Below are 24,619 nucleotides of genomic sequence, written 5' to 3'. Positions count from 1 at the left end.
TGCGACCTGATAGGACAGCCTCAAAAGGCAGGCAACACAAATGACATTCAAAGACAAGCCCCAGCGGCCCGGCGGCAAGCCGGCCGGCCGCGATAAGAAGCCCTACACCGGCGCCCGCAAGGCCGCAGCCGCGCATTCCGGTGCTGAAAAGACCGAAGCGGAAAAGCCGCGCGAGCCGAGAGCGGCCGCGGTGGAAACCGTCGAGGCGGACGTGCCGCAGCGCATTTCCAAGATTCTGGCGCGGGCCGGCGTCGCCTCGCGGCGCGATATCGAGCGCATGATCATGGAAGGCCGCGTCAGTCTCAACGGCACGGTGTTGGACACGCCGGTTGTCAACGCGACGCTCGCCGACACGATCGAGGTCGATGGCCAGCCGATCCGCGGCATCGAGCGCACCAGGCTCTGGCTCTATCACAAGCCGTCCGGCCTGGTGACCACCAATTCCGATCCGGAAGGACGTCCGACCGTATTCGACAACCTGCCGGACGACCTGCCGCGCGTGCTGTCGATCGGCCGCCTCGACATCAATACCGAAGGCCTGCTGCTCCTCACCAATGACGGTGGTCTGGCGCGCGTTCTCGAACTGCCGTCGACCGGCTGGCTGCGCCGCTACCGCGTGCGCGCCCATGGAGCCATCGACCAGGCGGCACTCGACAAGCTGAAGGACGGCATTGCCGTCGACGGGGTGCTCTATGGCTCGATCGAGGCGACGCTGGACAAGGTCCAGGGCTCGAACGTCTGGATCACGATGGGCCTGCGCGAAGGCAAGAACCGTGAAATCAAAAACGTCATGGGCGCGCTCGGCCTCGACGTGAACCGGCTGATCCGCATTTCCTACGGTCCGTTCCAATTGGGCGAACTGCCGGAAGGCCACGCCCAGGAAATCCGCGGTCGCACGCTGCGCGACCAGCTCGGCCCGCGCCTGATCGAGGACGCCAAGGCGAATTTCGACGCGCCGATCTTCGACGCCGCAGCTGCTGAGGAAGAAAAACCGCAGAAAAACGAATGGTCGGCTGGAAAGGCTGAAGCCAGGGAACGTGGCGGCTTCCGCGAAAAGGCAGGCGACAAGCGCGAGCGGGCACTCTCCCGCCTCGATACCAAGCGCGACGACAGAAGCGGCGGACGTGGCGACCACAAGGACCGTGGCGGGGAGGCGAAATTCGACGACCGTCCGAGGCGCGAACCCGCCCAGCGCCCGCGCAAGGCCAATGTCTGGATGGCGCCGGGTGCCCGGCCGATCGCCGAAAAGAAACCCAAGGATGCGCAGGCGGCGGATGTGGCTGAAAAGCCCGTACGCCGTGAGCGACCCGAAGGCGCACCTGCGACCAAGCGCTACGGCCGGACCAAGGACGGTCTGCCGATGAAGTCCAACAAGAAATTCGACCCGGACCGCAAGAAGTCTACGGTTTACGATCGCCCAGATCGCGGACCGCGCGTCGTGGTCAACCGAGCCGATGACGATGGTGACTGGATTAGGGCCAGCGAAGAGACGAGTAGGGACGAAGGCCGCGGCGGCGACCGCAAGCGTGGCGGCGACCGCGATTCACGCGGCTTCGGTGATCGTCCGGCCCGGCGTGAAGGCGGTGACCGCCCACCGCGCCGAGACGGTGACAAGCCGTTTGGCGATCGCAAGCCCCGTGCTGAAGGCGCTCGCTCTTTCTCCGATCGGCCGAGAAGCGCCAAGGCCCAAGGTGATAGGCCGCCAGGCGATCGTCCACAGGGTGACCGCCCGCGCAAGCCGTTCGGCGAGAAGTCTTTCTCCCGCGAGGATGGTGACCGCAAGCCGCGGGACTTCGGCGACCGTCCACCGCGTGGAGATCGCCCGGCCGGTGATAAACCACGCGGAAAGTCCTTTGGCGGCAAGCCGGGCGGCGGCAAGTCCTTCGGTGCGAAATCGGGCGGCCCGCGTGGTGGCAAACCGGGGGGCGGCAAGCCTTCCGGCGGACGCCCGGCGGGTGGCGGCAAGCCGCGCGGACGCGGGAACTAAGCGAACGTGCGGATCGTCGGTGGTGAGTTTCGCGGGCGCGGGCTCGCAACGCCCAAATCCAATGACATCCGGCCGACGACGGACCGGACGCGCGAAAGCCTGTTCAACATTCTGAGCCATGCCTATGCGGATGCCCTTGACGGCACCCGCATCCTCGATCTCTTCGCCGGCACCGGCGCGGTTGGCCTGGAAGCCCTGTCGCGCGGCTGCCGCCAGGCGCTGTTCGTCGAGCAGAGCGCCGAGGGCAGGGGCCTGTTGCGCACCAATATCGAGGCGTTCGGCCTGACCGGCCGGGCGCGCATCTTCCGGCGCGATGCGACCGATCTTGGACCGGCCGGCACCGTCGAGCCGTTCCACCTCGTCTTTGCCGATCCGCCCTATGGCAAGGGCCTTGGTGAAAAAGCGCTCGCCTCGGCCGCCAAAGGCGGATGGCTGGTGCCGGGCGCTCTTGCCATTCTCGAAGAGCGGGCCGATGTTCAACCGGTGCTGCAGGATGGTTTCGAAGTGATCGACGACCGCCTGTTCGGCGATACGAAGATGCATTTCTACCGTTACCGCGCCGCGTGGTACCGGAAAGGCGCTGAGCATGACGCAAGGCCTCGAAACAGTGATGAAATCAGCTGACCCGACTGTTGCAGTCGCCTTCGGTGGCGGCGGCGCGCGGGGTCTCGCGCATATCCATGTCATTGAGGCGCTGGACGAACTCGGCATCCGCCCGGTCGCGATCGCCGGCTCCTCGATCGGTGCGATCATCGGGGCGGGCATGGCGGCCGGCCTTAGCGGCCAGGAAATCCGCGATCACACGCTGGCAACGGTCGGGCGCCGCAAGGAGGTCGTCAATCGGCTATGGAGCCTGCGGCCATCGAGTTTTTCCCAGGCGGTTGCGAACGGCTTTCGTGTCGGCCAGTTCAATATCGAGCGCATCCTTCCCGCTTTCCTGCCTGAGAGCGTGCCGAAGGATTTCTCTGGCCTGGACATCCCGCTGAAGGTGATGACCACCGATTATTACGGTCAGACCGAGCGCGTCTGCCAGTCCGGCGACCTGCATCGGGCGCTGGCGGCCTCGGCCGCGCTTCCGGTCCTGTTCAAGCCGGTTCGGATCGATGGCCGCGTGATGATCGACGGCGGCATCTACAATCCGGTGCCCTTCGATCATCTCACAGGTCTGGCCGATATCGTCATCGGCGTCGACGTCGTCGGCGGGCCGGATGGCGACGGTGAAACCATGCCGAGCTGGATCGATAGCCTGTTCGGCGCCAGCCAGCTGATGATGCAGTCGATCATCGCCATGAAGATGAAGGCGCATCCGCCGGACATTCTCCTGCGGCCCGAGGTGAACCGCTTCCGGGTAATGGACTTCCTCAAGGCGCAGGACGTGCTGGCCGCGACGGCGCCGGTCAAGGACCAGCTCAAGGCTGCACTTGACACAGCCTTTGAGGCGAAAAGCCGGGCCTGAGCGGGATCAGTCCGCGTCGGCCAAGACGTCGTTTTCCGGGCTGGCTTTGATGTTTGCCGTGGCCGAAAGGATATCATCGCCCGGTTCCAGCGAAGGTGCCGCCTCGCGTCTCGGCTTTATCAGCGGCTCCGGCTTGACCGGTTCGAAATGCAGCATGTCGCGGCCGGCGCTGATGCCTTCGGCTTCCTGCACCGAAAGGCGCGCCTCGTCGCGCCGGCGGATATCGTCCATGATCTCTTGCGCCGCATTGTCGCCGACCCCCAGCCCTTCCAGCGTCTTGCGACCGAACACGAGACCGGACTCGAAGGTCTCGCGCAGCTCGTAGTCAACGCCGCGCGCCCGCAGTGACAGCGTGTGCAGCCGGTCGTAGGCGCGGGCATAGATGCGGACGTTCGGATATTCCGCCCGCACCATATCGATGATGCGATCGGTGATCTCCATCTTCTGGGTGCAGACCGCGACGATCTTGGCGCGCTCGATGCCGGCAGCGCGCAGCACGTCGAGCCGCGTGCCGTCGCCGAAATAGATGCGGAATCCGAAGGTCGCGGCCTGGCGAACGCGGGCAGCGGAATGATCGATGATCGTCACGTTGCGGCCGCCAGCAAGCAGGATCTGCGACGCGATCTGGCCGAAGCGGGAGAAGCCGATCATCAGCACATCGGCGCCGGCGCCGTCGAAGTCCTCCTCGAGTTCTTCAGTCATCTCCTCGTGCGCATGCATGAGCAATCCGGCGAGCGCCGCGGCGGCAGGCGTCAACGCCATGGAGAGCGTGATAATGACGATCAGCAGCGATGCCCAGCCGGCGGAAAACACGCCGGCTGCGGCAGCGGCGGTGAAGAGAACGAAGCCGAATTCGCCACCCTGCGGCAAGAGCAGCCCGATGCGCACCGCGTCATTGTGCGGCGAGCCCGTTACGCGGCACAGCGTATAGATGACCACCGCCTTGATCAGCATCAGCGCCGGCACGGCGAACAGGATCAGCAGATAGTTCTGAAGGATGACGTCGATCTCCAGCGAAAGGCCAACGGCCATGAAGAACAGGGCGAGTAACAGCCCGCGGAACGGCTCGATATCGGCTTCCAGCTCATGCCGGTAGGAGGACTCGGCGAGCAGGACGCCAGCGAGAAAGGCGCCCATCGCCATCGAGAGACCGGCAAGCTGCATCATTGTCGCTGCGCCGAGCACGATCAGCAGCGCAGCGGCGATCATGACTTCGCGCGCACCCGTGCGGGCGATGATCTGGAATAGGGGATTGAGCAGATAGCGGCCGGCAACCACCATGATCAGGATTGCGCCGACAGCGATGCCGAAGTCCTGGAGTGGCGGGCTGGTATCTTCGGGCGCTTGCAGGGCGAGCAACGGGATCAGCGCCAAAAGCGGCACGATTGCCAGATCCTGCAGCAAGAGCAGAGAAAATGCCCGCTGGCCGTAGCGCGTATTGGTGTCGCCGTTCTCATCGAGGATCTGCAATGCGAAGGCCGTCGATGATAGCGCCAGCCCGAACCCGGTGACGACACTGCCGCTCCAGTCGAGCAGTCCAAGCTCGTAGAGGATCGCCGAGACAGCCGCGCCGGTCAGAAGCACCTGCGCGGTGCCGAGCCCGAAGATGTCGCGCCGCATCTGCCAAAGGCGCGATGGCTTTAGCTCAAGGCCGATGATGAACAGCAGGAAGACGACGCCAAGTTCTGCAAAACCGAGGATCTGCTCGCCCTCTGTGATCTGGTGCAGCAGCGGGCCGATGATGACGCCGGCGGCCAGATAGCCGAGAACCGTGCCGAGCCCGAGCTTCTTGAAGATCGGGGCTGCCACGACGGCGCCGCCGAGCAGCAGCAGGGCCTGGGAGATGAGGACGGGTGTCGTCGACATGTCTGCTCTTTCCTGCCCGTTGCTGTGCAAACGGGCTATCTCATCTTCTTCATGGGCAAGAGATTGCCCGTGATCGGGTATTTCGCCGGGGCGGCGGCCAAGAATCAGGGTATGCCCTTGATGCTCGTCCCAGTGCACAATAAATGGGGCAGGAATGAAAGGCTAAATCATGTCCGATATTATCGATTCCGGCGTTCTCCAGAAGCGTGCGGCCGAGCTTGTCGATCTGGCGCTGAAGGCTGGCGCCGACCAGGCGGATGCCGTGGCGATTCGCTCCCGGTCCCGCTCCGTCTCGGTGCGGCTGGGAAAGGTCGAGGGAACAGAGGCGTCGGAAGGCGACGATTTTTCGCTCCGCGTCTTCGTCGGCCGCCGCGTCGCCAGCGTTTCGGCCAATCCGGGCTTCGACCTCAAGGTCCTGGCCGAGCGCGCGGTGGCCATGGCCAAGGCCTCGCCGGAGGATCCCTTCGCCAGCCTCGCCGATGCCGCGCGCCTGGCGAAATCCTATCCCGATCTCGATCTCTTCGATCCGACCGAAATATCGACCGAGACCCTGACGGCGGCGGCGCTGGAGGCGGAAGAGGCAGCCCTTGCCGTGAACGGCGTCACCAATTCCAGTGGCGCCGGCGCGTCCGCCGGCATGGGCGGGATGGTTTTGGTGACCTCGCACGGTTTTTCCGGCGCCTATATGGGCACGCGCTTCGGCTGTTCCGTCAGCGTCATTGCCGGCGACGGCACGAAGATGGAGCGCGACTATGATTTCGACAGCCGGCTCTTTTTCGCCGACCTGAAACCGGCCGCCGAGATCGGTCGCACCGCCGGTGAAAGGGCGGTTGCCCGTATCGGTCCGCGCCAGGTGCCGACCCAGAAGAATGTCACCGTCGTTTTCGACCCGCGCATGGCGCGCGGCTTTGCCGGGCACATCGCCGGCGCGATCAACGGCGCGGCGGTTGCCCGCAAGACGAGCTTCCTGCGCGACGTGATGGGAAAGCCGGTCATGAAGGCGGGTATTCATGTCACCGACGATCCGCTGGTGGTGCGCGGCGCCTCGTCGCGCCCGTTCGATGGGGAAGGCGTGACTGGTGAGAGGCTGTCGATGATCGAGAATGGCGTGCTCAAGCAATGGTTCCTGTCCACGTCGACCGGCAGGGAACTTGGGCTGGAAACCAACGGACGCGGCGTGCGCGGCGGCCCTGCGGTGTCGCCCTCGTCGACGAACTTCGCGCTGGAGCCCGGAGATATCTCCCGCGAGGACCTGATCCGCAATGTTGGCACCGGCTTTTATGTCACCGAGCTGATCGGCCATGGCGTCAACATGCTGACGGGCGAGTACAGCCGTGGCGCCTCGGGCTTCTGGATCGAGAACGGCGAGTTGACCTTCCCCGTATCGGAAGTCACCATTGCCTCGAACCTCAAGCAGATGTTCTTTGGCCTCACGCTGGCAGACGACATCGATCGCAAGTTCGGTATCGCCGCGCCGACGCTTGCCATCGAGGGCATGACACTCGCGGGCAAGTGAGCCGCGATCCGCTTATCGATCTTCAACGCGGCTGGCGGCCGCGGGAAATGGAAAGACTGAATGACTGCCGTTCGTCCATCGCCGGATCAATGGATCACCGATCTGGAACTCATCACGATAGCGGCGAAGGCCGCAGGTGAAAAGGCGCTGTCCTATTTCCGCAAGAATCCGGACGTCCAATGGAAGAATGAAGGCCGCTCGCCCGTCAGCGAAGCGGATTATGCCGCCAATGACATCCTGAAGGAAAAGCTCCTGACGGCCCGCCCCAATTACGGCTGGCTGTCGGAGGAGACCGATGACGATGAGGCAAGGCTCGGCTGCGATACCGTCTTCGTCGTCGATCCGATCGACGGAACCCGCGCCTTCATTGCCGGCAAGGATGTCTGGTGCGTCAGCGTCGCCGTGGTGCATGTTGGCCGCCCGGTGGCCGGCGTGCTGTTTGCGCCGGCTCTTGATGAACTGTTCCAGGCGACGTTGACGGGTGATGCGCAAAAGAACGGAGCGGCGATCAACGTCAGGGCAGGCGTGGACTCGACGCTCAGGATTGCCTTGGCCGAAGACGCCGTTGGATTACTGGAATACGGCTACCGGACAAGCGTTTCGCGCATTGCCCATGTGCCTTCCCTTGCCTATAGGATCGCCATGATCGCTGATGGGCGGATCGACGGCACCATTGTCAAGAAAAATTCCCACGACTGGGATCTCGCCGCCGCCGACCTCATCCTGGAGCGAGCCGGTGGCGCGCTTTTCGGCCTCGACGGGCAGCCGCTTTCCTACAATCGCCCCAATGTTCGCCATACCATCCTGTGCGCCGCTGCAATGCCCGCTTTGCCGGCGCTGATTGCCGCGTCACAGGGGCTGGAGGGCCATTGACCTTTCCGGCTGAATGCCGCAAACACGGGGCAAAATACGTCAAGAAAATCGGAAGGTCAGATGGCTCAGAACTCGGAACAGAAACAGCGGCTCCATCTCGTGTTCGGCGGTGAACTGACGACGCTGACCGGCGTTGAGTTCCGCGATCTGGAAAAGCTCGACGTCGTCGGCATCTTCCCCGATTACGACAGCGCCCTGACCGCCTGGAAATCCAAGGCGCAGTTGACCGTCGATAACGCCCATATGCGCTATTTCATCGTGCACATGCACCGGCTGCTCGATCCGGAACAGGCTTGATGCCGGTCCGGTCCGCACAGGCCACGCCTTCAACGCGTGCTGCCGGAAGCGCTTGGCTTTCAAAGCCTGAACGCGAAAGCGGAGACGTCTTCTCATGAGCCGCATCCTTGCTCGGCTGGCGCTGTCCAGCTACCGCTGGATCGGCACGGCCATCTATCCGCTCGTCTGGTCCTATCTTGCCGCTCGCGCCGTCAAGGGCAAGGAGGATTCCACCCGCCGCCAGGAACGCTACGGCCACGCCAGCGCGCCGCGTCCGCAGGGGCCGCTGGTCTGGTTCCATGCCGCCAGCGTCGGCGAGACCACGGCAGTCATTCCGCTGATCAGGGAAGTATCGCGCCGCGGCATCGCCATCGTGCTGACGACGGGAACAACGACGTCGGCGCGTCTGGCCGCAGACCGCCTTGGACCCGGCATCATCCATCAATATGTGCCGCTCGATTTCAAGCCGGCCGTCGCCCGCTTCCTCGATTATTGGGAGCCGGATCTGGCGATCATCGCAGAATCGGAAATCTGGCCGATGACCATCGTCGAACTCGGTCAGCGCCATATTCCCCAGGTGCTGGTCAACGGCCGCCTGTCCGATCGCACCTTCGGCCGCTGGAAGAAGCGTCCGTGGCTTGCCGATGCCTTATTCGAAAACCTGGCGCTGGTCATTGCCCAGTCGGACCTCGATGCCGAGCGGTTCCGCACGCTGGGCGCGCTGCCGGTGATGGTGTCGGGCAATCTGAAGGTCGATACCGATGCGCCGCCGCATGACGGGCAGGTCCTCAAGCACTATCGCCAGCAGGTCCGCGACCGCAAGACCTGGGCCGCGATCTCGACCTTCGAAGGCGAGGAGAATGCCGCAGGCGTCGTCCATCGCGCGCTGAAGGAGCGCACCGGACTGCTGACCATCATCGTGCCGCGCCACCCCGAGCGCTGTGACGCGATCGAGGCGATGCTGAACGCCAAGGGGCTAACGGTCGCGCGGCGCACGCGCAATGATCCGATCACGCCGGAGACGGACATCTTCCTTGGTGATACCATTGGCGAAATGGGACTTTATCTGCGCTTGACCGAAGTTGCCTTTGTCGGCCGATCGCTGTTTGCCGAGGGCGGACAGAACCCGCTGGAGCCGGCGATGCTCGGCTGCGCCATCCTGTCCGGCGGCAATGTCCAGAATTTCCGCGACACCTACCAGATGCTCGCGAAGAACGGCAGCGCCAAGATCATTCGCGATGTCGAGATGCTGGCCAAGGGCGTCAATTATCTGCTCGTCAACGACGAGGTGCGTCGCAAGATGATCGATGCCGGGCTCGAAACCGTGCATGAAATGCGTGGAGCACTGTCGGCGACGATCAGGGGGCTCGAGCCCTATATCAATCCGCTGACGGTGAAGGCGCGGCTGCAGCCCCGCGGCGAGACCTGATTTTCCGGGGGAAAGTCCGATGACGCGTGAAAAAGTGATATCCGGAATCCTCTTCGACAAGGACGGGACGCTGCTCGATTATGTCAAAAGCTGGGTTCCGGTGAATTACGAGGTTGCCAGCATCGCTGCTGATGGTGATCAGGACCTTGCGCGCCGCCTGCTGGCTGCTGGCGGCATGGATCCCGATACGGGCTATGTGACGCCGGACAGCCTTCTGGCGGCCGGCAACACGGTGGAGATCGCCACCGGCATGGTCGCCGCCGGCGCCCGTTACACGGTGGAAGAACTGACGGCGAAGCTCGACGGGCTCTTTTCCAATTCGGCCGCCTTTGCCGTGCCGGTTACCGATCTCGCCGTCTTTTTTGCCGGACTGCACGCCAAGGGCTATTGGCTCGGTGTCGCCTCCAGCGATAACGAGCGCTCGATCCGCGAGACCGCGAAGCGTTTCGGCTTCGACGGCTATCTGCACTACGTCGCGGGCTACGACAGCGGCTTCGGCACCAAACCTGAGCCCGGCATGGTCCATGGCTTCTGCGCCGCGACCGGGCTTGAGCCGCATCAGGTGGCGGTTGTCGGCGACAACAACCACGATCTGCATATGGGCCGCAGCGCCGGCGCCGGCCTCACGGTGGCGGTTCTGACCGGCACCGGCTCACCACAGTCGCTCGCGGCGGCGTCAGATCATTGCCTCAACGATATCACCGAGCTCGAGACCGTTCTGATCTGACGTTCGGCTGACCTGCTCGCTTACTGGAACATGCATCAGCAGCGACGGTGCGGTGTTTGCGATGTTCAGCGCCTGGACGGCGAGTTGAACCTGTGACGGCTTTCAGCCTGGTCAAAGCTCCTCATATCGGCATCCACCAGGCGTCCGACGCCGTTGACTTTCGCCGGTGCCAGTCGCGCGTTTCGACGGGTCACGAGGCCTGTTCATTTGCCACGGCGGACAGCGCGACGGCTTGCAATTCCCGGCAATCTGCCGTTTTGTGTCGCCAGCCAAAGCGGTTTTCCGCAAGAAATATCTGTTTCGGCAACGGGAAAAAATTTTTACCGCGTCGCAAAAGGCGGCAACCGGTGGGCTGGGAGGCCTGGAAAGACTGATGGTTTCTGAAGCACCGCCGTTCTGGTGGACCAAAGCGGATTGGCGCGCCTATGGCCTCTGGCCCTTCTCCTGGATTTATGGCCGCATTTCCGGTTGGCGCATGGACCATGCACGGCGCGCCTCCGTCCCGGTTCCCATCATCTGCGTCGGCAATTTTACCGTTGGCGGGGCAGGCAAGACGCCGACAGCGATTGCGCTTGCCCGGGCCGCCCGCAAGCGTGGCCTGAAGCCGGGGTTCCTCAGCCGTGGCTATGGCGGCTCGCTCGACGTGACGACGGTGGTCGACCTTTCCCACCACCGCGCCCGCGATGTCGGCGATGAGCCGCTGCTTCTGGCCCGCGAGGGCCTTGCTGTGGTCTGCCGCAGGCGGGTCGAGGGCGCCCGCCGATTGGTGGGGGAAGGGGCCGATCTGATCATCATGGACGATGGGTTCCAGAGCGCCCGGCTGGCCTTCGATTTTTCGCTGCTGGTGATCGACAGCCGAAGGGGGATCGGCAACGGGTTCCTGATCCCCTCCGGCCCGGTCCGCGCGCCGATCCGCCAGCAGATACGCCACGCCTCGGCGCTTCTGAAGATCGGCAACGGTGATCGTGCTGATGGGCTGATCCGCAGGGCGGCCCGCGCCGGCAAGCAGATCTACGAAGCCAATGTCATGCATCTCGACGATGGCGGCCTGAAGGACGTGCCGGTTCTCGCTTGGGCGGGCATTGCAGATCCGGAAAAATTCTTCCGCACGGTGCGAGAGACCGGGGCGGTCCTCGCTGAAAGTCGCAGCTTTCCCGATCATCACCATTTTTCCGAGGACGAGATTGCCGATCTGCTCGATCACGCCCATGCCAAGGGCCACCAGCTCGTGACGACGGCAAAGGACATGGTGCGGCTTGAACCAGGTCATGGCCGGGCTGTGGAACTGATGGAAAGGAGCCGGGTGATCGATGTCGAAGTCCGTTTCGACGATCCGGCCTCGCCTGGCAAGATCATCGATGCGGCGTTGATGGCCGCCCGGGCGCGCAGCCTGCGCAAGGGCAGGAAATAAGGACGGGCGACCTTATGATTTCTGGTTCGGCAGGATCCCGGCGCGTTTGTCGGCTTGATACGACGCCTCTGCATCGGCATAGGCTTCCTGCCGCGCGACGCTCCAGTAACGCAGTTCGTCGATGGGGATTGCAGCGCCGGTCACCGCGCAGGTGACATATGATCCGGGCAGGACGATCTGGAAGTCGCCATCGAGATAGCGGATCTTGGCTTCCCTGTTACCGTTGCCTTCAAACCGGTTCATTGTCCTTCGACCTCGCATTTTTGTCGTCCACTGTCGCAGTGCATGCTGGCCGGCATCCTTGGATGCGCCTAAGGCCTCGAGCAACTGCTTATCCAGGCGCTACCTGTTGTAGTCATGCTCTAGCGCGCAGAACACCAAATTTCCAGCGCAATTGACGTGTCGCATCGTCAACTGCGTCCGAACAGCCGCTCGATATCGGACAGCTTCAACTCGATATAGGTCGGCCGGCCATGATTGCACTGGCCGGAGCCGGGCGTTGCCTCCATCTGCCTGAGCAGTGCATTCATCTCCTCCGGCCTGAGCCGCCTGCCGGAGCGCACGGAACCGTGGCAGGCCATGGTCGCCGCCAGATAGTCGAGCCGGCCTGCAAGCCCATTTGCCGTATCCCATTCGGCAAGCTCGTCGGCCAGTTGCCGCACCAGTCCGATGGCATCCATTTCGCCGAGCATCGACGGTGTTTCGCGGATGGCGATGGCGCCGGGGCCGAAGCGCTCGATGCCGAGCCCCAGCCGTGAAAATTCGCCGGCATGGCCGATCAGCCGGTCGCAATCGTCTTCCGGCAGATCGACGATTTCCGGAATGAGCAGCGCCTGCGCCGGGATCGGCCTTGAATTCAGTCCCTTGCGGAGTTCCTCGAACACCAGACGCTCATGGGCTGCGTGCTGATCGACGATGACAAGGCCATCCTCGGTCTGGGCGACGATGTAGTTCTCGTGCAGCTGCGCCCGGGCCGCGCCGAGCGGATGGGACTTTTCCGGTTGCGAAACGGCTATCGCTTCTTGTTCAAATGTTGGCGCGCGGGCCGATGGCGTTGTCATCTCGGCAAAGGCAGCCTGCGGCGCCTCTCCAAATCCGCGCGGTGTCACATCGAATGCCATCGGCCGGTAGGGAGATGAGGAAGCGCTCCAGCCGCCGCTCGGCCGCGGCGGTTCCGGCCGGAACGCCCGCATCAGCCCGCTGGCGCCGGTCGTCGAGGCTCGGTCTCCGCCCTCGGCCATCGCCTGCCGGATGGCGCCGATAATCAGGCCGCGAATGAGCCCCGGGTCGCGGAAGCGGACATCCGATTTCGCCGGATGCACATTGACATCGACGACGTCGGGATCGACGGTCAGCGCCAGCACCGCGACTGGATAGCGGCCCTGAGGAATGGTCTCGGCATAGGCGGCACGCAGTGCCGACCAGATCAGCTTGTCCTGTACCGGGCGGCCGTTGACGAAGGCATATTGCTGCAGCGAGTTGCCGCGATTGAAGGTCGGTACACCGGCAAAGCCGCTGAGCCGCGCGCCTTCGCGTTCTGCGTCAATCTCGATGGCGTTGTCGCGGAAATCGCGGCCGAGCACCTGGGCGATGCGGGCAAGCCGGTCGTCGCCGGTGGACGGAAATTCGAGCGTTGTCCGGTCTGAGCCGGACAGCACGAAGCGAACGCCCGGAAAGGCGATCGCCATGCGTCGGACGACGTCGGAGATCGCCGAGGCTTCGGCCCGCTCCGTCTTCATGAAGTTCAACCGTGCCGGGGTGGCGAAGAACAGATCGCGTACCTCGACCACGGTGCCCTGATTGACGGCCGCGGGCTTCACCGGCTGCAGCTTTCCGCCGATCACTCCGATCTCGGCACCATGGCTTGCGCCGGCCGGTCGGCTGGCAATCGCCAACCGCGCGACGGAACCGATCGAGGGCAGGGCCTCGCCGCGAAAACCGAGCGTCCGGATATCGAGAAGATTGTTGTCGAGCTTGGAGGTGCAGTGACGGCGCACCGCCAGTTCGAGATCGTCCGGCCCCATGCCGCAGCCATTGTCGATGACCCGAAGCAGCGTCTTGCCGCCGCCTGCCGTGGTGATCTCGATGCGCGTCGCGCCGGCGTCGAGCGCATTCTCGATAAGCTCCTTGGCAGCACTCGCCGGCCGTTCGATGACTTCGCCGGCAGCGATCTGGTTGATGAGGGTCTCGGAGAGTTGTTTGATGGGCATGGCCTATTGTCCGGGATTCGGCGCCGCATGGAAAGTAGGTCGTGCATTCTATCCCCGAATGTCATCCAAGGCGGTGTGCCCGATAATGTCAGGCGGGTTTAATCAGGCCTTAATACAAAGCTGCGACTTTCGCCAAGAACCTGAATGAACACGGGTTTTGTCATTTGGTGCTTGTGGCGCAGCTGGCCGCCCAAGGCTTCCATCCCAGATACGGCCCCCAAAGAGGCACGTTCGTCAGCATGTCCGGAAAGAGAAGCCACCAAGGTATATGAGGGCTATGCAATGATTGATGTAGCGTCTTTCGGCGCGAACATCCAGAAAACGGTGCTCGAAGCGACGTCCGACGCGCTCGGCCTAGCTATTCTTGTCTGCGACAAGAATGATGAGATCATTTTTGCAAGCCGGCCCATTCTCCAGTTCTATCCCATCCCGGCGCAGTTCCTGGAAACCGGAACGCGGCTCAAGGATTTTCTCGGCGCCGTCTTCGATTCCGGCGTCCGCAGCGGCACTGCCCCGGAAACGAGCCGCAGGCATGCCAATCGCGACGAATGGATTTCCGAACATCTCTCCCATCATTGGCGCGAGCGCTTCGAAGTGGTGGAGCGCATTGGCCGCCATCGCTGGATCAGCTTGCGCAAACGGCGGCTTTCCAACGGCCTCGGCATCGTCTGGATCAGCGACGTTTCGGAGCAGAAAAAGCGCGAAGAACAGATGCAGCTCGATCTTGAACGGATCGAACTGACCGAGGGCATCCTCGATTGCCTGCCCAATCCGATCTGCGTGAAAGACCGTAACCTGAACTATGTGGCCGTCAACAAGGCATTCTGCGCCATCCATGGCATGGCGGCAGAGGCCATCCTGGGGCGCTCCGTATGGGACCTGCTAGAGCCGGAACTCGCCGAAAAATTCGAACGCTCAGACCGCGCGACGCTGGAAACCGGGGTCATCCATTCGTTGCCCGAGCAGATCGTTCAGGCCGATGGCGAGGACCTCTGGGTCGTCACCTGCAAGTTCCGCGTCGGTGATCCGGGAAAATATCTGCTCGTCACCTGCATGAACGATGTGACCGGTCTGGTCGTCGGCTACAAAGACCTTGACGGCATCGCGTCGGGTCGCTCGCCTCTGGACGTCAGGGATTACGGCGCCTTTACCCCGGCCCAGAATTGCTACGACCCGTTCCGGTCGATCGATATGCAGCACCTCGTTGAAGCCGGTGCGATCATCGAGCCGGTTTCCGCAATCAGGCACCGGGTCCTGCTGATGACGCCTGCGGTTGCTCTCGAGCAGAGCCTTGTGCCGCAATTGCGCCGATGGGGCCTCGATGCATGTGCGGTCAGAAACAGAGCGGAACTGACAGCGTTCAAAGACATCTGCGCGGCGCGCCGTATTGAGATTGCAGCACTGATTGTCGATGGCGCGATGGCTGGGGCGCAAGACGTCATCACCAACTGGAACGCGTCGCCATCCCTGCAATTGGCAAGGAATTGGAAAGTATCCGAGCTGCGCGCAAGCCTGCTAGCGCTTTGCGGCGACGGATCAGGCCGTGGTGGCGCGGATACGGTCGATTACCCGGCCGATTGGGACATCATCGTGCCGGATGGCGGGCTTGCCGCCCGGCCCGTGCCGGAAGTCGAAGTCGTCGTCGCCGAAGACAATGAGATCAACCAGTTCGTCTTCGCCCAGATCCTCGAGGGTCTCGGCATCTCCTATCGCATCGCGGCCAATGGCGAGGAAGCCGTTCGGCTCTGGCAGCAATACCGGCCAGCTCTCGTCCTGATGGATATTTCGATGCCGGTGATGAACGGCTTCGATGCGGCGCGAGCGATTCGCGCAGCTGAAAAATCGGTCGCTTTCCAAACGGCGATCATTGCCGTGACGGCCCAGGCGCTCGATATCGATATCGAACTGAGCAAGGCGGCGGGCATGGACGACCACATCACCAAGCCGATCAGCCCGGACATGATAGAGGCCGTCTACCGCAAGTTCGTGGTCACCAGACCCGAACGCATGGCGGGCTGACATCGGCTACCGGTTCGAGCAGCCGTGGGTGACCAGGAAATGGAAGGAGCCGGACAGATTTCGCCGATATCCCGTGTCAATTCCCAGGAATTGGGGAGGGCACTGTGGAAACTGGTAAGGCGATGCTTTCGAAATCTTAACCCTCGCTGTCCATCGTCTATTCCTGACAATGCCTTAGAGCCAAGCCCGGGAATGCGTTATGAATTCTGCTGAAACATCGTCTCAGCACGTAAGCCAGAATGATCTGCATGCCATGGCCTATACCGATCCGCTGACCGGTCTGGGCAATTCATACAGGATGCGCGACAAGGTGCGCCAAATCGCTGCCGACCGCGCCAGCGATCCCGCGCCCTTTACCATCGGCCTTGCCAATCTCGACGGGTTCAAGCCGATCAACGATCTCTTTGGGCCGCATGCCGGCGACGAAATCCTCTGCCAAGTCGCCAGCCGGCTGCTCGCCTGCGTTCCCGATGGTGCGACCGTCATTCGCGCAGGCGGCGACGAGTTCGCCTTCGTGCTGCCGCTGGTATTCGAGCGAAAGGCGGCCGAGAAGGTCGGCAATATGCTGAAGGAGGTGCTGTCGGCCCCCTTCGATCTCGGCGAGCGCAACGTCCGCCTGTCTGCCTCCTTCGGTTTTGCCGTTTATCCTTTCGCCGGCGAGGAGTTCGAGGATCTTCTGAAAAGCGCCGACACGGCACTCTATCGCTCGAAGCGCCGAGGCCGCGGACAGATCACAGTCTACTCCCAGGAAATCGCCCAGGAGATGAGGCGCGCGACGCAGCTCGAGCAGGCGCTGCGCAACGCCATCATCGCCGACGAGGTCGATGTGCATTTCCAGCCGATCGTCAATCTGAAGACGGACACGGTGGTCGGTTTCGAGGCTTTGGCGCGCTGGTGCGATCCAGATCTCGGCTACGTTTCTCCGGCCGTCTTCGTGCCGCTCGCCGAAGAGCGTGGTTTCATCGATTCCCTCTCGGAAACGCTGCTGCGCAAGGCTGCCGAGACCGCGCTGCAGTGGCCGAAGGAACTCTTTCTCTCGTTCAACCTGTCTTCGGCGCAACTGATGGACCCGTCGACGAGCGCCGACGTATTGGCGATCATCAATCGCGTCGGCCTCGACCCTCGTCGCCTTGAGCTGGAAATCACTGAAACCGCCGTCATGACCGATGCCGACGTGGCCCAGAAGATCGTCACGGAACTCAGGGCCGCCGGCGTGCGCATCTCGCTCGACGATTTCGGCACCGGCCAGTCCAGCCTCGGCCGCCTGCGTGATTTTTCCTTCGACAAGGTGAAGGTCGACCGCGCCTTCGTCTCGCGCATTGCCGCCGATCGCGCGTCGGAACATATCGTCAAGGCGATCATTGCCATGTGCGAGGGTCTCGATCTCGAGGTGGTTGCCGAGGGCATCGAGAATTTGGCCGAAGCTTCGAAACTGAAGGATCTCGGCTGCGGCATGGGGCAGGGGTATTTCTATGGAAAGCCGGCCGACGCGGTCACGACGCTTCGCTTTCTCGCGGAAAAATATCACGAGCCGACGCCATCGCTGTCCGTATCCATCTGAAGCAAGCCATCGTCGCTGTTGCGCATTTCCCGGCCCCCTTCCGCAAGAAGCCAGTCGCGCACCCGCCGGGCCTGCTGGTTGAGTTCGCGCGAGCGAGGCCAGACCACGTAGAATGCCAGATCCGTCTTCAGCACATGATTGCCGACCGGAACAAGTGCGCCGGAGCGAACCTGCCGCTCGATCAGATGGTTCCAGCCGAGAGCGATGCCTTCGCCGGCAAGCACCGCCTGGATAACAAGCACATAGTCGTTGAGCGTCAGCCGCCGCGACTGGGCCGGGTAGGATATCCCGGCGCTGGCAAACCATTCCTGCCAGCTATAGGCGCGCCTGACCGGCTCTTCCAGATGGATCAGAGGGTGGTTCAGTAGATCGGCGGGCCGCTGCGGCATGCCGTGAGCCTCGACGAAAGCGGGTGAGGCGACGGCGCTGATTACCTCCGGCGCAAGCAGGGCCGAGTGATAGCGCGGCCAGTTGGCGGGATCACCGCCGCCGCGCACGCCAAGCGGGATCGGCTCCTCCTCCAGATCGAGATCGCGCACGCTGGTCTGGATGCGCAGATCGATCTCGGGCAGGTCCTCGCGCAGCTTCGTCAGCCGCGGCAGCATCCACATCGAGGCAAAAGCGGTCGAGGCGGCCAGCGTCACGTTGCTCTCGCGCCGTTTTGCCCGGATGTCCTCGGCGGATTTCTGAATCCGCGACAGCCCGAGTGACACGTCGGCATGGAATTTCTCTCCAGCTTCCGTCAACTGGACGGCACGGTGGACCCGGTGAAACAGCGGCACGCCAAGCTGCTCCTCCAACCCCCGGATGGCATAGGAGACGGCGGCCTGCGTCATTGCCAGCTCATGGGCGGCGCGGGTAAAATTCTGATGCCGCCCCGCCGCCTCGAAGACGATCAGGCTGGAAGCGGAGGGGAGTAGGCGGCGCAGGGTTTCCATAAATTCAGCTTATATCATGTGTTGAATTTTTCCAGCGTTACAGTGACCTTTTTCACCGGTAGCCTCGACTGAGACAATGGGAGGAAACGAATGACAACGCTTGTGGCAGAAGCAGAACCGGCAAGACGCACACGGTCGGCGCGCCCGGCGCGGCGCGACAATGCGGCAAAGATTGCGGGCGTTCCCTACATCGTCCGCAACATTCCGACCTACGATATCCTGAGTGAGGAAAATCTCGTCAGGATCGAGCGCGTCGCCGACCGGATCCTGTCGGAGGTCGGCATCGAGTTTCGCGACGATCCGGCATCGCTCGATCATTGGAAGCGGGCAGGAGCGAAGGTCGAGGGCGTGCTCGTGCGCTTCGAGCCGGGCATGCTGAACGAAATCGTTTCGACCGCGCCTTCGCAGTTCACCCAGCATGCGCGCAACCCGGCCCGCAATGTCGAGATCGGCGGTAGCAATGTCGTCTTTTCTCCGGCCTACGGCTCGCCCTTCGTCATGGATCTCGACAAGGGCCGACGCTACGGCACGCTGGAGGATTTTCGCAATTTCATCAAGCTCGCCCAGTCGAGCCCGTGGCTGCACCATTCCGGCGGCACGATCTGCGAGCCGGTGGATATTCCGGTCAACAAGCGCCATCTCGACATGGTCTACAGCCACATCAAATATTCCGACCGCGCCTTCATGGGTTCGATCACGGCGGAAGAGCGGGCGGAAGATTCGATCGACATGACGCGCCTCGTCTTCGGCCGCGATTTCGTCGACAGGAACTGCGTCATACTCGGCAATGTCAACGTCAACTCGCCGCTCGTCTGGGATGGCACGATGACGAAGTCGCTGCGCGCCTACGCCCGCGCCAACCAGGCGGCGGTCATCGTGCCCTTCATCCTCGGCGGTGCCATGGGGCCGGTCACCAATGCCGGCGCGATCGCGCAATCCTATGCCGAAACGCTGGCGGGCTGTGCGCTGACCCAGTTGGAGCGAAAGGGGGCACCGGTCATTTTCGGCAATTTCCTCTCCTCCATGTCGCTGCGCTCGGGCTCGCCGACGTTTGGTACGCCGGAGCCTGCCATCGGCTCGATGGTGATCGGCCAACTGGCCCGGCGGCTGAAGCTGCCGCTGCGCTGTGCCGGCAACTTCTCCAACTCCAAGCGGCCGGATGCCCAGGCGATGCAGGAAGGCGTCATGTCGATGCTGTCGGCGGTGCATTGCGGCGCCAATTTCATCCTGCATTCGGCCGGCTTCCTCGATGGCTTGCTGGCAATGTCTTACGAGAAATTCGTGATGGACACGGATTTCTGCGGCGCGCTGCATTCCTATCTCGCAGGCGTCGTTGTCGATGACAACACGCTTGCCATGGATGCTTTCCTGCAGGTCGGGCCGGGTAGCCACTTCCTCGGCTGCGATCATACGATGCGCAACTATCAGACGGCCTTCTGGGATTCGGCGCTCTCGGACAACGAGCCTTTTGAAAAATGGAGCGAGGAGGGCGGTTCGACGGACATGGCGGCGCGCGCCAACAAGCGGTGGAAAAAGACGCTGGCCGAATACGAAGCGCCGCCTCTGGATGTGGCAACCGACGAGGCGCTGATGGACTATATTGCGAGACGCAAGAACAGCATGGCGGATGCCTGGTATTAAGCCCAGTATCGATCCTGCCGGGGAAACAGCATGACCCTTTCGAAAGACCCGCTGCTCCAGCCCTACCAGTTGAAGCACCTGACGCTGAAAAACCGGATCATGTCGACCGCGCATGAGCCGGCCTATTCCGAAGACGGCATGCCGAAGGACCGCTACCGGCTTTACCACGTCGAAAAAGCCAAGGGCGGCATTGCACTGACCATGACGGCGGGCTCGGCGATCGTCTCGGAGGATTCGCCGCCTGCCTTCGGCAATCTCTATGCCTATTCAGACGAGATCGTGCCCTGGCTGAAGAAGATCGCCGACGACTGTCACGAGCACGGCGCCGCCGTGATGATCCAGCTCACCCATCTCGGCCGCCGAACCGGCTGGAACAAGGGTGACTGGCTGCCGGTTCTCAGCGCCTCTCCCGTTCGAGAGGCGGCGCACCGTTCTTTTCCCAAGGAAATCGAGGACTGGGACATCGAGCGCATCGTCGGCGACTATGCGAGCGCTGCGCAACGCATGCAGGCAGCGGGGCTCGATGGTATCGAGATAGAGGCATACGGTCATCTGCTGGACGGCTTCTGGTCGCCCGCTACCAATCACCGCGATGACGAATATGGCGGCTCGCTGGAAAACCGCACGCGCTTCTCGAACATGGTGCTGGACGCGGTGCGCAAGGCCGTCGGCCCGGATTTCATCGTCGGCATCCGCATGGTGGCCGACGAGCAATGGGATATCGGCCTTTCGAAGGAGGAGGGCATCGAAATCGCCAAACGGCTAGCCGGTTCCGGCAGGGTCGATTTCCTCAATATCATCCGTGGCCATATCGATCATGACGCGCATCTGACCAATGTCATCCCGATCCAGGGCATGGCGTCATCGCCGCATCTGGATTTTGCCGGCGAAGTCCGTGCCGCAACGAAGTTCCCGGTCTTCCATGCCGCCCGCATTGCCGATGTCGCCACCGCCCGGCATGCGATCGCCGAGGGCAAGCTCGACATGGTCGGCATGACGCGCGCCCACATTGCCGATCCGCATATCGTCAAGAAGATCATCGAAGGCCGCGAAAGCCAGATTCGTCCTTGCGTCGGCGCGACCTACTGCCTCGACCGGATCTATGAAGGCGGCGGTGCGCTCTGTATTCACAATGCGGCGACGGGCCGCGAGGCGACCATTCCGCACGTGATCTCGAAAACGACCGGTCCCATCCGCAAAACCGTTGTGGTGGGGGCGGGACCGGCCGGACTGGAAGCGGCGCGGGTGCTTGCTGAACGCGGGCATTCCGTGGAAGTTCTGGAGGCAACCGGCGAAGCCGGCGGGCAAATTCTTCTCGCAGCCCGCAACCCGCGCCGCAGGGAAATGATCGGCATCGTCGATTGGCGCCTGTCCGAACTCGAACGGCTCGGCGTTCCCATTCATTACAATGTCTTTGCCGAGGCAAGTGACGTGCTTGAACGCAAGCCCGATCTGGTCGTGATCGCCACCGGCGGCATTGCGCAAAATCCGGTGCTTGAGGCGGGCGATGAACTGGTGGTCTCGAGCTGGGATATCATCGCGGGAGCGATCAAGCCCGAGGGACCGGTGCTGCTCTACGACGATAATGGGGCCCACACGGGGATGACAGCGGCTGAAATGATCGCGGCGACCGGAGCGGAGTTGGAAATCGTTTCGCCCGAGCGCATGTTTGCCCCGGAAATCGGCGGCATGAACCATGTGCCATATGCCAAGGCCTTTGCTGAGAAGAATGTCCGGGTGACGATCAACACGCGGCTGAAATCGGTCCGCCGCGAGGGCAACCAGTTGGTGGCGGTGCTTGGCTCGGATTTCTCCGAAACAGCTTCGGTCGAACGGCGCGTCTCCCAGGTCGTGGTCGAGCACGGTACTCTGCCGATGGCCGATCTCTATCTCGAGCTGAAACCCCTGTCGCGCAATCTCGGCGCGGTGGATTACAAGGCGCTGATCCGCCAGGAAAACCCGATCCGGATGCGCAATCCGGAAGGACGATTCGACCTGTTCCGCATCGGCGATGCCGTGGCAAGCCGCAACATCCATGCAGGAATCTATGATGCGCTTCGCTATGGCGTGCTGTTCTAAGGAAGAAACGGCGGCGCTTTCGCACCGCCGTCTCTCAAACCATAGAGACGGTTAGTTGTTGGTCGCGGGCTTTTCAGCCGGCTGTACATCCGTTGCCGGTGCCGTGGACGACGTGGTGGTCGTATCGACCGGCGCATTGACGTTCTGCTCGGCGATCTTCTGCGCCTTGGTCTTGAATTCCGGTGCAGCGTTCAGCGTGTCGGCAGTTTCCTGCGTCGTCAGCTTCAGATCGGTGGAATTCGGAACCTCGGAAACCGCGATGGTGTCGAGCGGCACGGCGACGTTCTTTTCGCCTATGCCAAGGAAGCCGCCGACGCCGATCACAGCCGCCTCAACCGAGCCGTCCATGGTAAAGATAATGTCGTTGATGTCGCCGATGCTTTCATCGGCCGCATTGTAGACCGGCTGGCCGATATAGGTGTTGGCCGAAATCTGGCCTTCAGCCTGTTCGGTCAAATAGCCGGAACCCGCGGCAGGTGCCTGCGCTGCCTCTACAGGCTTTTTGACCGCGTCAGCCGGCTGCTCGCCGGTCATCGGCTGTGTTTCCATGGTTTTCGGCTGGGTAGCCGGCTGGTCCTGTGCGAAGCCGAGCGGCGCAAAGGCGGTCACGCCTGCAAAAAGTGCGCCCGCGGCGACGGAAGCTACGAGTTTTCTGGTCATGTCAAAACCTACCTTTTCGTTCCTTGTCGATCAGGGCGCGGGGTTCAATACGGTTCCGCCGCACCGGTGACATCTAAAAAACGTCCAAGGCCGCCAGTAGTTCCCTAAAAAGATATGCAACGCGCGATGGAACTTTACGCGCCGCGCTTTGTCGAACGTGCAATGCCGGCGATAGGTTAGTGGTCGTAGATTTCGGCTCGGAATGGTTGCTTTTAAAAGAGAGCCGGACGGCGAACCCCTGCCTCTAACGGAAATGTGGAATACTTGCTTGTAGCAAAAATTGATCGCATCCCTTCGAATTTTGCGATTGAGTTTTGCTGCAGAAATCATCGTGAGTTTTCAGAGCCGGTGATTCTGTTGCGAAGGTTAGGATTTTTCCGCTCCTTTTGCTTGTTTTCTGGTTGGCTTCATTAGGAGGCTTGACGGATTTAGGACAAATGACCTAATAGTCCTTCTAGGACAAATGACCTAGAGAGGAACATTCATGGCCGTCGATCTGTTCAGTGCCTTCCAGCTCAATGATTTGAGTATGTGCAAAACAGGCAATCGCAAATGGTGATGCCGATCTCGTGGCATTCGGCCTGCCCTTCCTCGCCAACCCCGACTTCGTGCGGCGTTATCGGCAGGGGTTGCCGTTGAACACGGCTGAACCGGCGACTTTCTATGGTGGGGACGAGGCCGGATATACTGATTATCCGTTCTTCACGGGCGAAGAGGCCTCTGCTGCCTAAAAGGCACCGAAAGACCAACAGGGAAACACTACGATGGGAAATCGGGCGACACGCGAGGAGATTGTCGGCGTAGCGGACGATCTGTTCTACCGCCGGGGATTTGATCACACATCCTTTGCAGACATCGCCGAGCTCGTGAAGATTTCGCGTGGCAACTTCTATCATCATTTCAAGACGAAGGACGACATTCTCGAAGCGGTGATCCAGAAACGCCTGACGGACCGCAAGGCGATGCTGGAGCGATGGGAGATAGAGGGCAAGACACCGGTAGAGCGGATCACCAGCTTCATCGACATCCTGATCGTGAATGGGGATAATATCAAACTGTATGGATGCCCAATCGGAACGCTAACGAGCGAGCTTGCGAAGCTAAGCCATGCAGCGCAGGCAGACGCCAGCAGGTTGTTCATGCTGTTCCGGACTTGGCTTCGCCGTCAGTTCGTCGCACTCGGCCGAGAAGCTGATGCGGATGCGCTTGCCATGCATCTTCTCTCCCGTAGCCAAGGCGCCGCGACCCTTTTCAATGCTTTTCGGGATACAGACTTCGTTCAGCGCGAGGTTGATCAGATGAAGGACTGGCTGAAGGATATCGCGGCCGAGGGCTCCAAAACTGACCGGGGGCAAGCTGCCTTCGAATAAACCGGTCGACGCGTCAGAGCGCGGCGAGGCCTTTCTCTTTCCATCACTGCTCAAAAAACGGGACAGTTCATGTTTATCGTATTTCTCAGGTTTTCGGACAACAAGACGCGGGCCTCCCAATTCCTTGAGGGACACAATGCCTGGATCAAAAGAGGCTTCGATAGCGGGACTTTTCTTCTTGCAGGCAGCCTCCAGCCGAACGCGGGCGGGACACTCCTCGCCCACAATATTGATCGGAAAAATCTTGATGCGCTCGTGCAGGAAGATCCGTTCGTGGCAGAGCGTGTGGTGAGTGCCGAGATCCATGAAGTCACGCCAGGCCGCGTTGATGAACGACTTGTCTTCCTGAAAGGATGATCGATGGGCGAAACCTTCCAGGGCCATGACGGGCGGCTGCGCTGCCGCTGGTGCGCGGCCGCGCAGCTTCAATTGCGCTATCGAACGATTTGAAAAGGCGTGGCTGGTCCTTCGTTGGCCCAGCCACCGTCTACGCCTTCATGCAGGCGATCGGGCTCATCAACGATCACGTGTGGCGATGCGATATCAGGGCTGCAAGCGGATTCGGCACCATTGTTCTACTTTGATTCCACATTTCAGTTT

At 62.1% G+C, this 24,619-nt stretch carries 21 protein-coding genes and 1 pseudogene; 17 read left to right on the top strand and 5 right to left on the bottom strand.

The features are described 5' to 3' along the window. The first annotated feature begins 40 nt into the window (after positions 1 to 40). Genes ACSQ2Z_RS17575 through ACSQ2Z_RS17565 form a run of 3 tightly spaced genes read left to right on the top strand, consistent with a single transcriptional unit; the run spans position 41 to position 3,443 of the window. A complete protein-coding gene (locus ACSQ2Z_RS17575; protein WP_436082376.1) occupies positions 41 to 1,987 on the top strand; it encodes a pseudouridine synthase in 1,947 nt (648 codons plus the stop codon). Positions 1,988 to 1,993: 6 nt separating this feature from the next. After that, on the top strand, positions 1,994 to 2,611 hold the full coding sequence (gene rsmD, locus ACSQ2Z_RS17570) for a 16S rRNA (guanine(966)-N(2))-methyltransferase RsmD (RefSeq protein WP_436082375.1): 618 nt from the start codon (positions 1,994 to 1,996) through the stop codon (positions 2,609 to 2,611). After that, on the top strand, positions 2,574 to 3,443 hold the full coding sequence (locus ACSQ2Z_RS17565) for a patatin-like phospholipase family protein (RefSeq protein ID WP_436082374.1): 870 nt from the start codon (positions 2,574 to 2,576) through the stop codon (positions 3,441 to 3,443). Before rsmD ends, ACSQ2Z_RS17565 begins: the two co-directional genes overlap by 38 nt. 6 nt (positions 3,444 to 3,449) lie before the next feature. Here the strand turns inward: ACSQ2Z_RS17565 and ACSQ2Z_RS17560 are convergent, their stop codons facing one another. After that, positions 3,450 to 5,309 carry a monovalent cation:proton antiporter-2 (CPA2) family protein gene (locus tag ACSQ2Z_RS17560; protein WP_436082373.1) on the bottom strand — a complete coding sequence of 620 codons (1,860 nt, stop codon included), beginning with the start codon at positions 5,307 to 5,309 and terminating at the stop codon, positions 3,450 to 3,452. Positions 5,310 to 5,478: 169 nt separating this feature from the next. Here ACSQ2Z_RS17560 and ACSQ2Z_RS17555 point away from each other — a divergent pair, with 169 nt between their 5' ends. The 6 genes from ACSQ2Z_RS17555 (at position 5,479) to lpxK (ending at position 11,541) form a co-directional block, all read left to right on the top strand. Beyond that, positions 5,479 to 6,825 carry a TldD/PmbA family protein gene (locus ACSQ2Z_RS17555; protein WP_436082372.1) on the top strand — a complete coding sequence of 449 codons (1,347 nt, stop codon included), beginning with the start codon at positions 5,479 to 5,481 and terminating at the stop codon, positions 6,823 to 6,825. A 60-nt stretch (positions 6,826 to 6,885) separates the two neighbouring features. Continuing rightward, positions 6,886 to 7,698 carry a 3'(2'),5'-bisphosphate nucleotidase CysQ gene (locus tag ACSQ2Z_RS17550; protein ID WP_436082371.1) on the top strand — a complete coding sequence of 271 codons (813 nt, stop codon included), beginning with the start codon at positions 6,886 to 6,888 and terminating at the stop codon, positions 7,696 to 7,698. A 60-nt stretch (positions 7,699 to 7,758) separates the two neighbouring features. Further along, positions 7,759 to 7,995 (top strand): DUF4170 domain-containing protein, encoded by a 237-nt coding sequence (locus tag ACSQ2Z_RS17545; protein WP_436082370.1) that lies wholly within the window; start codon positions 7,759 to 7,761, stop codon positions 7,993 to 7,995. 94 nt (positions 7,996 to 8,089) lie between these two features. Further along, a complete protein-coding gene (gene waaA, locus ACSQ2Z_RS17540) occupies positions 8,090 to 9,403 on the top strand; it encodes a lipid IV(A) 3-deoxy-D-manno-octulosonic acid transferase (protein WP_436082369.1) in 1,314 nt (437 codons plus the stop codon). 19 nt (positions 9,404 to 9,422) lie between these two features. After that, entirely contained in the window at positions 9,423 to 10,130 is a 708-nt protein-coding gene (locus tag ACSQ2Z_RS17535; RefSeq protein ID WP_436082368.1) for an HAD family hydrolase, read from the top strand. A gap of 373 nt (positions 10,131 to 10,503) precedes the next feature. Then, positions 10,504 to 11,541, top strand: a complete 1,038-nt coding sequence (gene lpxK / locus ACSQ2Z_RS17530; protein WP_436082367.1) for a tetraacyldisaccharide 4'-kinase — start codon at positions 10,504 to 10,506, stop codon at positions 11,539 to 11,541. A 12-nt stretch (positions 11,542 to 11,553) separates the two neighbouring features. On the opposite strand, the gene ACSQ2Z_RS17525 is transcribed toward lpxK, so the two are convergent. Next, a complete protein-coding gene (locus ACSQ2Z_RS17525; protein ID WP_436082366.1) occupies positions 11,554 to 11,784 on the bottom strand; it encodes a DUF2093 domain-containing protein in 231 nt (76 codons plus the stop codon). Between the two features lie 167 nt (positions 11,785 to 11,951). After that, positions 11,952 to 13,751, bottom strand: a complete 1,800-nt coding sequence (gene mutL / locus ACSQ2Z_RS17520; RefSeq protein ID WP_436082365.1) for a DNA mismatch repair endonuclease MutL — start codon at positions 13,749 to 13,751, stop codon at positions 11,952 to 11,954. 282 nt (positions 13,752 to 14,033) lie between these two features. On the opposite strand from mutL, the gene ACSQ2Z_RS17515 reads away from it, so the two are divergent. Both ACSQ2Z_RS17515 and ACSQ2Z_RS17510 read left to right on the top strand, forming a co-directional pair. Further along, positions 14,034 to 15,770: a response regulator gene (locus tag ACSQ2Z_RS17515; protein ID WP_436082364.1), complete on the top strand. Its 1,737-nt coding sequence runs from the start codon at positions 14,034 to 14,036 to the stop codon at positions 15,768 to 15,770. 199 nt (positions 15,771 to 15,969) lie between these two features. After that, on the top strand, positions 15,970 to 17,331 hold the full coding sequence (locus ACSQ2Z_RS17510; protein ID WP_436082363.1) for a putative bifunctional diguanylate cyclase/phosphodiesterase: 1,362 nt from the start codon (positions 15,970 to 15,972) through the stop codon (positions 17,329 to 17,331). Here the strand turns inward: ACSQ2Z_RS17510 and ACSQ2Z_RS17505 are convergent. Beyond that, a complete protein-coding gene (locus tag ACSQ2Z_RS17505; RefSeq protein WP_436082362.1) occupies positions 17,295 to 18,269 on the bottom strand; it encodes a LysR substrate-binding domain-containing protein in 975 nt (324 codons plus the stop codon). The two genes, ACSQ2Z_RS17510 and ACSQ2Z_RS17505, sit on opposite strands and share 37 nt — an antisense overlap. A 90-nt stretch (positions 18,270 to 18,359) precedes the next feature. On the opposite strand from ACSQ2Z_RS17505, the gene ACSQ2Z_RS17500 reads away from it, so the two are divergent. Further along, positions 18,360 to 19,910: a trimethylamine methyltransferase family protein gene (locus ACSQ2Z_RS17500; RefSeq protein ID WP_436082361.1), complete on the top strand. Its 1,551-nt coding sequence runs from the start codon at positions 18,360 to 18,362 to the stop codon at positions 19,908 to 19,910. Positions 19,911 to 19,940: 30 nt separating this feature from the next. Further along, a complete protein-coding gene (locus tag ACSQ2Z_RS17495) occupies positions 19,941 to 21,989 on the top strand; it encodes an FAD-dependent oxidoreductase (RefSeq protein WP_436082360.1) in 2,049 nt (682 codons plus the stop codon). A 51-nt stretch (positions 21,990 to 22,040) separates the two neighbouring features. On the opposite strand, the gene ACSQ2Z_RS17490 is transcribed toward ACSQ2Z_RS17495, so the two are convergent. Beyond that, positions 22,041 to 22,649 carry a PRC-barrel domain-containing protein gene (locus ACSQ2Z_RS17490; RefSeq protein ID WP_436082359.1) on the bottom strand — a complete coding sequence of 203 codons (609 nt, stop codon included), beginning with the start codon at positions 22,647 to 22,649 and terminating at the stop codon, positions 22,041 to 22,043. 569 nt (positions 22,650 to 23,218) lie between these two features. On the opposite strand from ACSQ2Z_RS17490, the gene ACSQ2Z_RS17485 reads away from it, so the two are divergent. The 4 genes and pseudogenes from ACSQ2Z_RS17485 to ACSQ2Z_RS17470 form a co-directional block, all read left to right on the top strand. Further along, the gene (locus ACSQ2Z_RS17485) at positions 23,219 to 23,380 is read left to right on the top strand and encodes a hypothetical protein (protein WP_436082358.1); all 162 of its coding nucleotides are present in this window, start codon (positions 23,219 to 23,221) and stop codon (positions 23,378 to 23,380) included. Positions 23,381 to 23,413: 33 nt separating this feature from the next. Continuing rightward, positions 23,414 to 24,019 (top strand): TetR/AcrR family transcriptional regulator, encoded by a 606-nt coding sequence (locus tag ACSQ2Z_RS17480; RefSeq protein ID WP_436082357.1) that lies wholly within the window; start codon positions 23,414 to 23,416, stop codon positions 24,017 to 24,019. Positions 24,020 to 24,088: 69 nt separating this feature from the next. Then, the gene (locus ACSQ2Z_RS17475; RefSeq protein WP_436082356.1) at positions 24,089 to 24,376 is read left to right on the top strand and encodes a YciI family protein; all 288 of its coding nucleotides are present in this window, start codon (positions 24,089 to 24,091) and stop codon (positions 24,374 to 24,376) included. A 62-nt stretch (positions 24,377 to 24,438) separates the two neighbouring features. Next, positions 24,439 to 24,603 (top strand): annotated as a pseudogene (locus tag ACSQ2Z_RS17470) (DNA-3-methyladenine glycosylase I); the annotation flags it as partial. Between the last annotated feature and the right edge of the window lie 16 nt (positions 24,604 to 24,619).

The sequence above is a fragment of the Pararhizobium sp. LjRoot235 genome (assembly GCF_964254145.1).
Classification (GTDB): domain Bacteria; phylum Pseudomonadota; class Alphaproteobacteria; order Rhizobiales; family Rhizobiaceae; genus Pararhizobium.
This window is presented reverse-complemented; position numbering and strand designations above follow the sequence as displayed.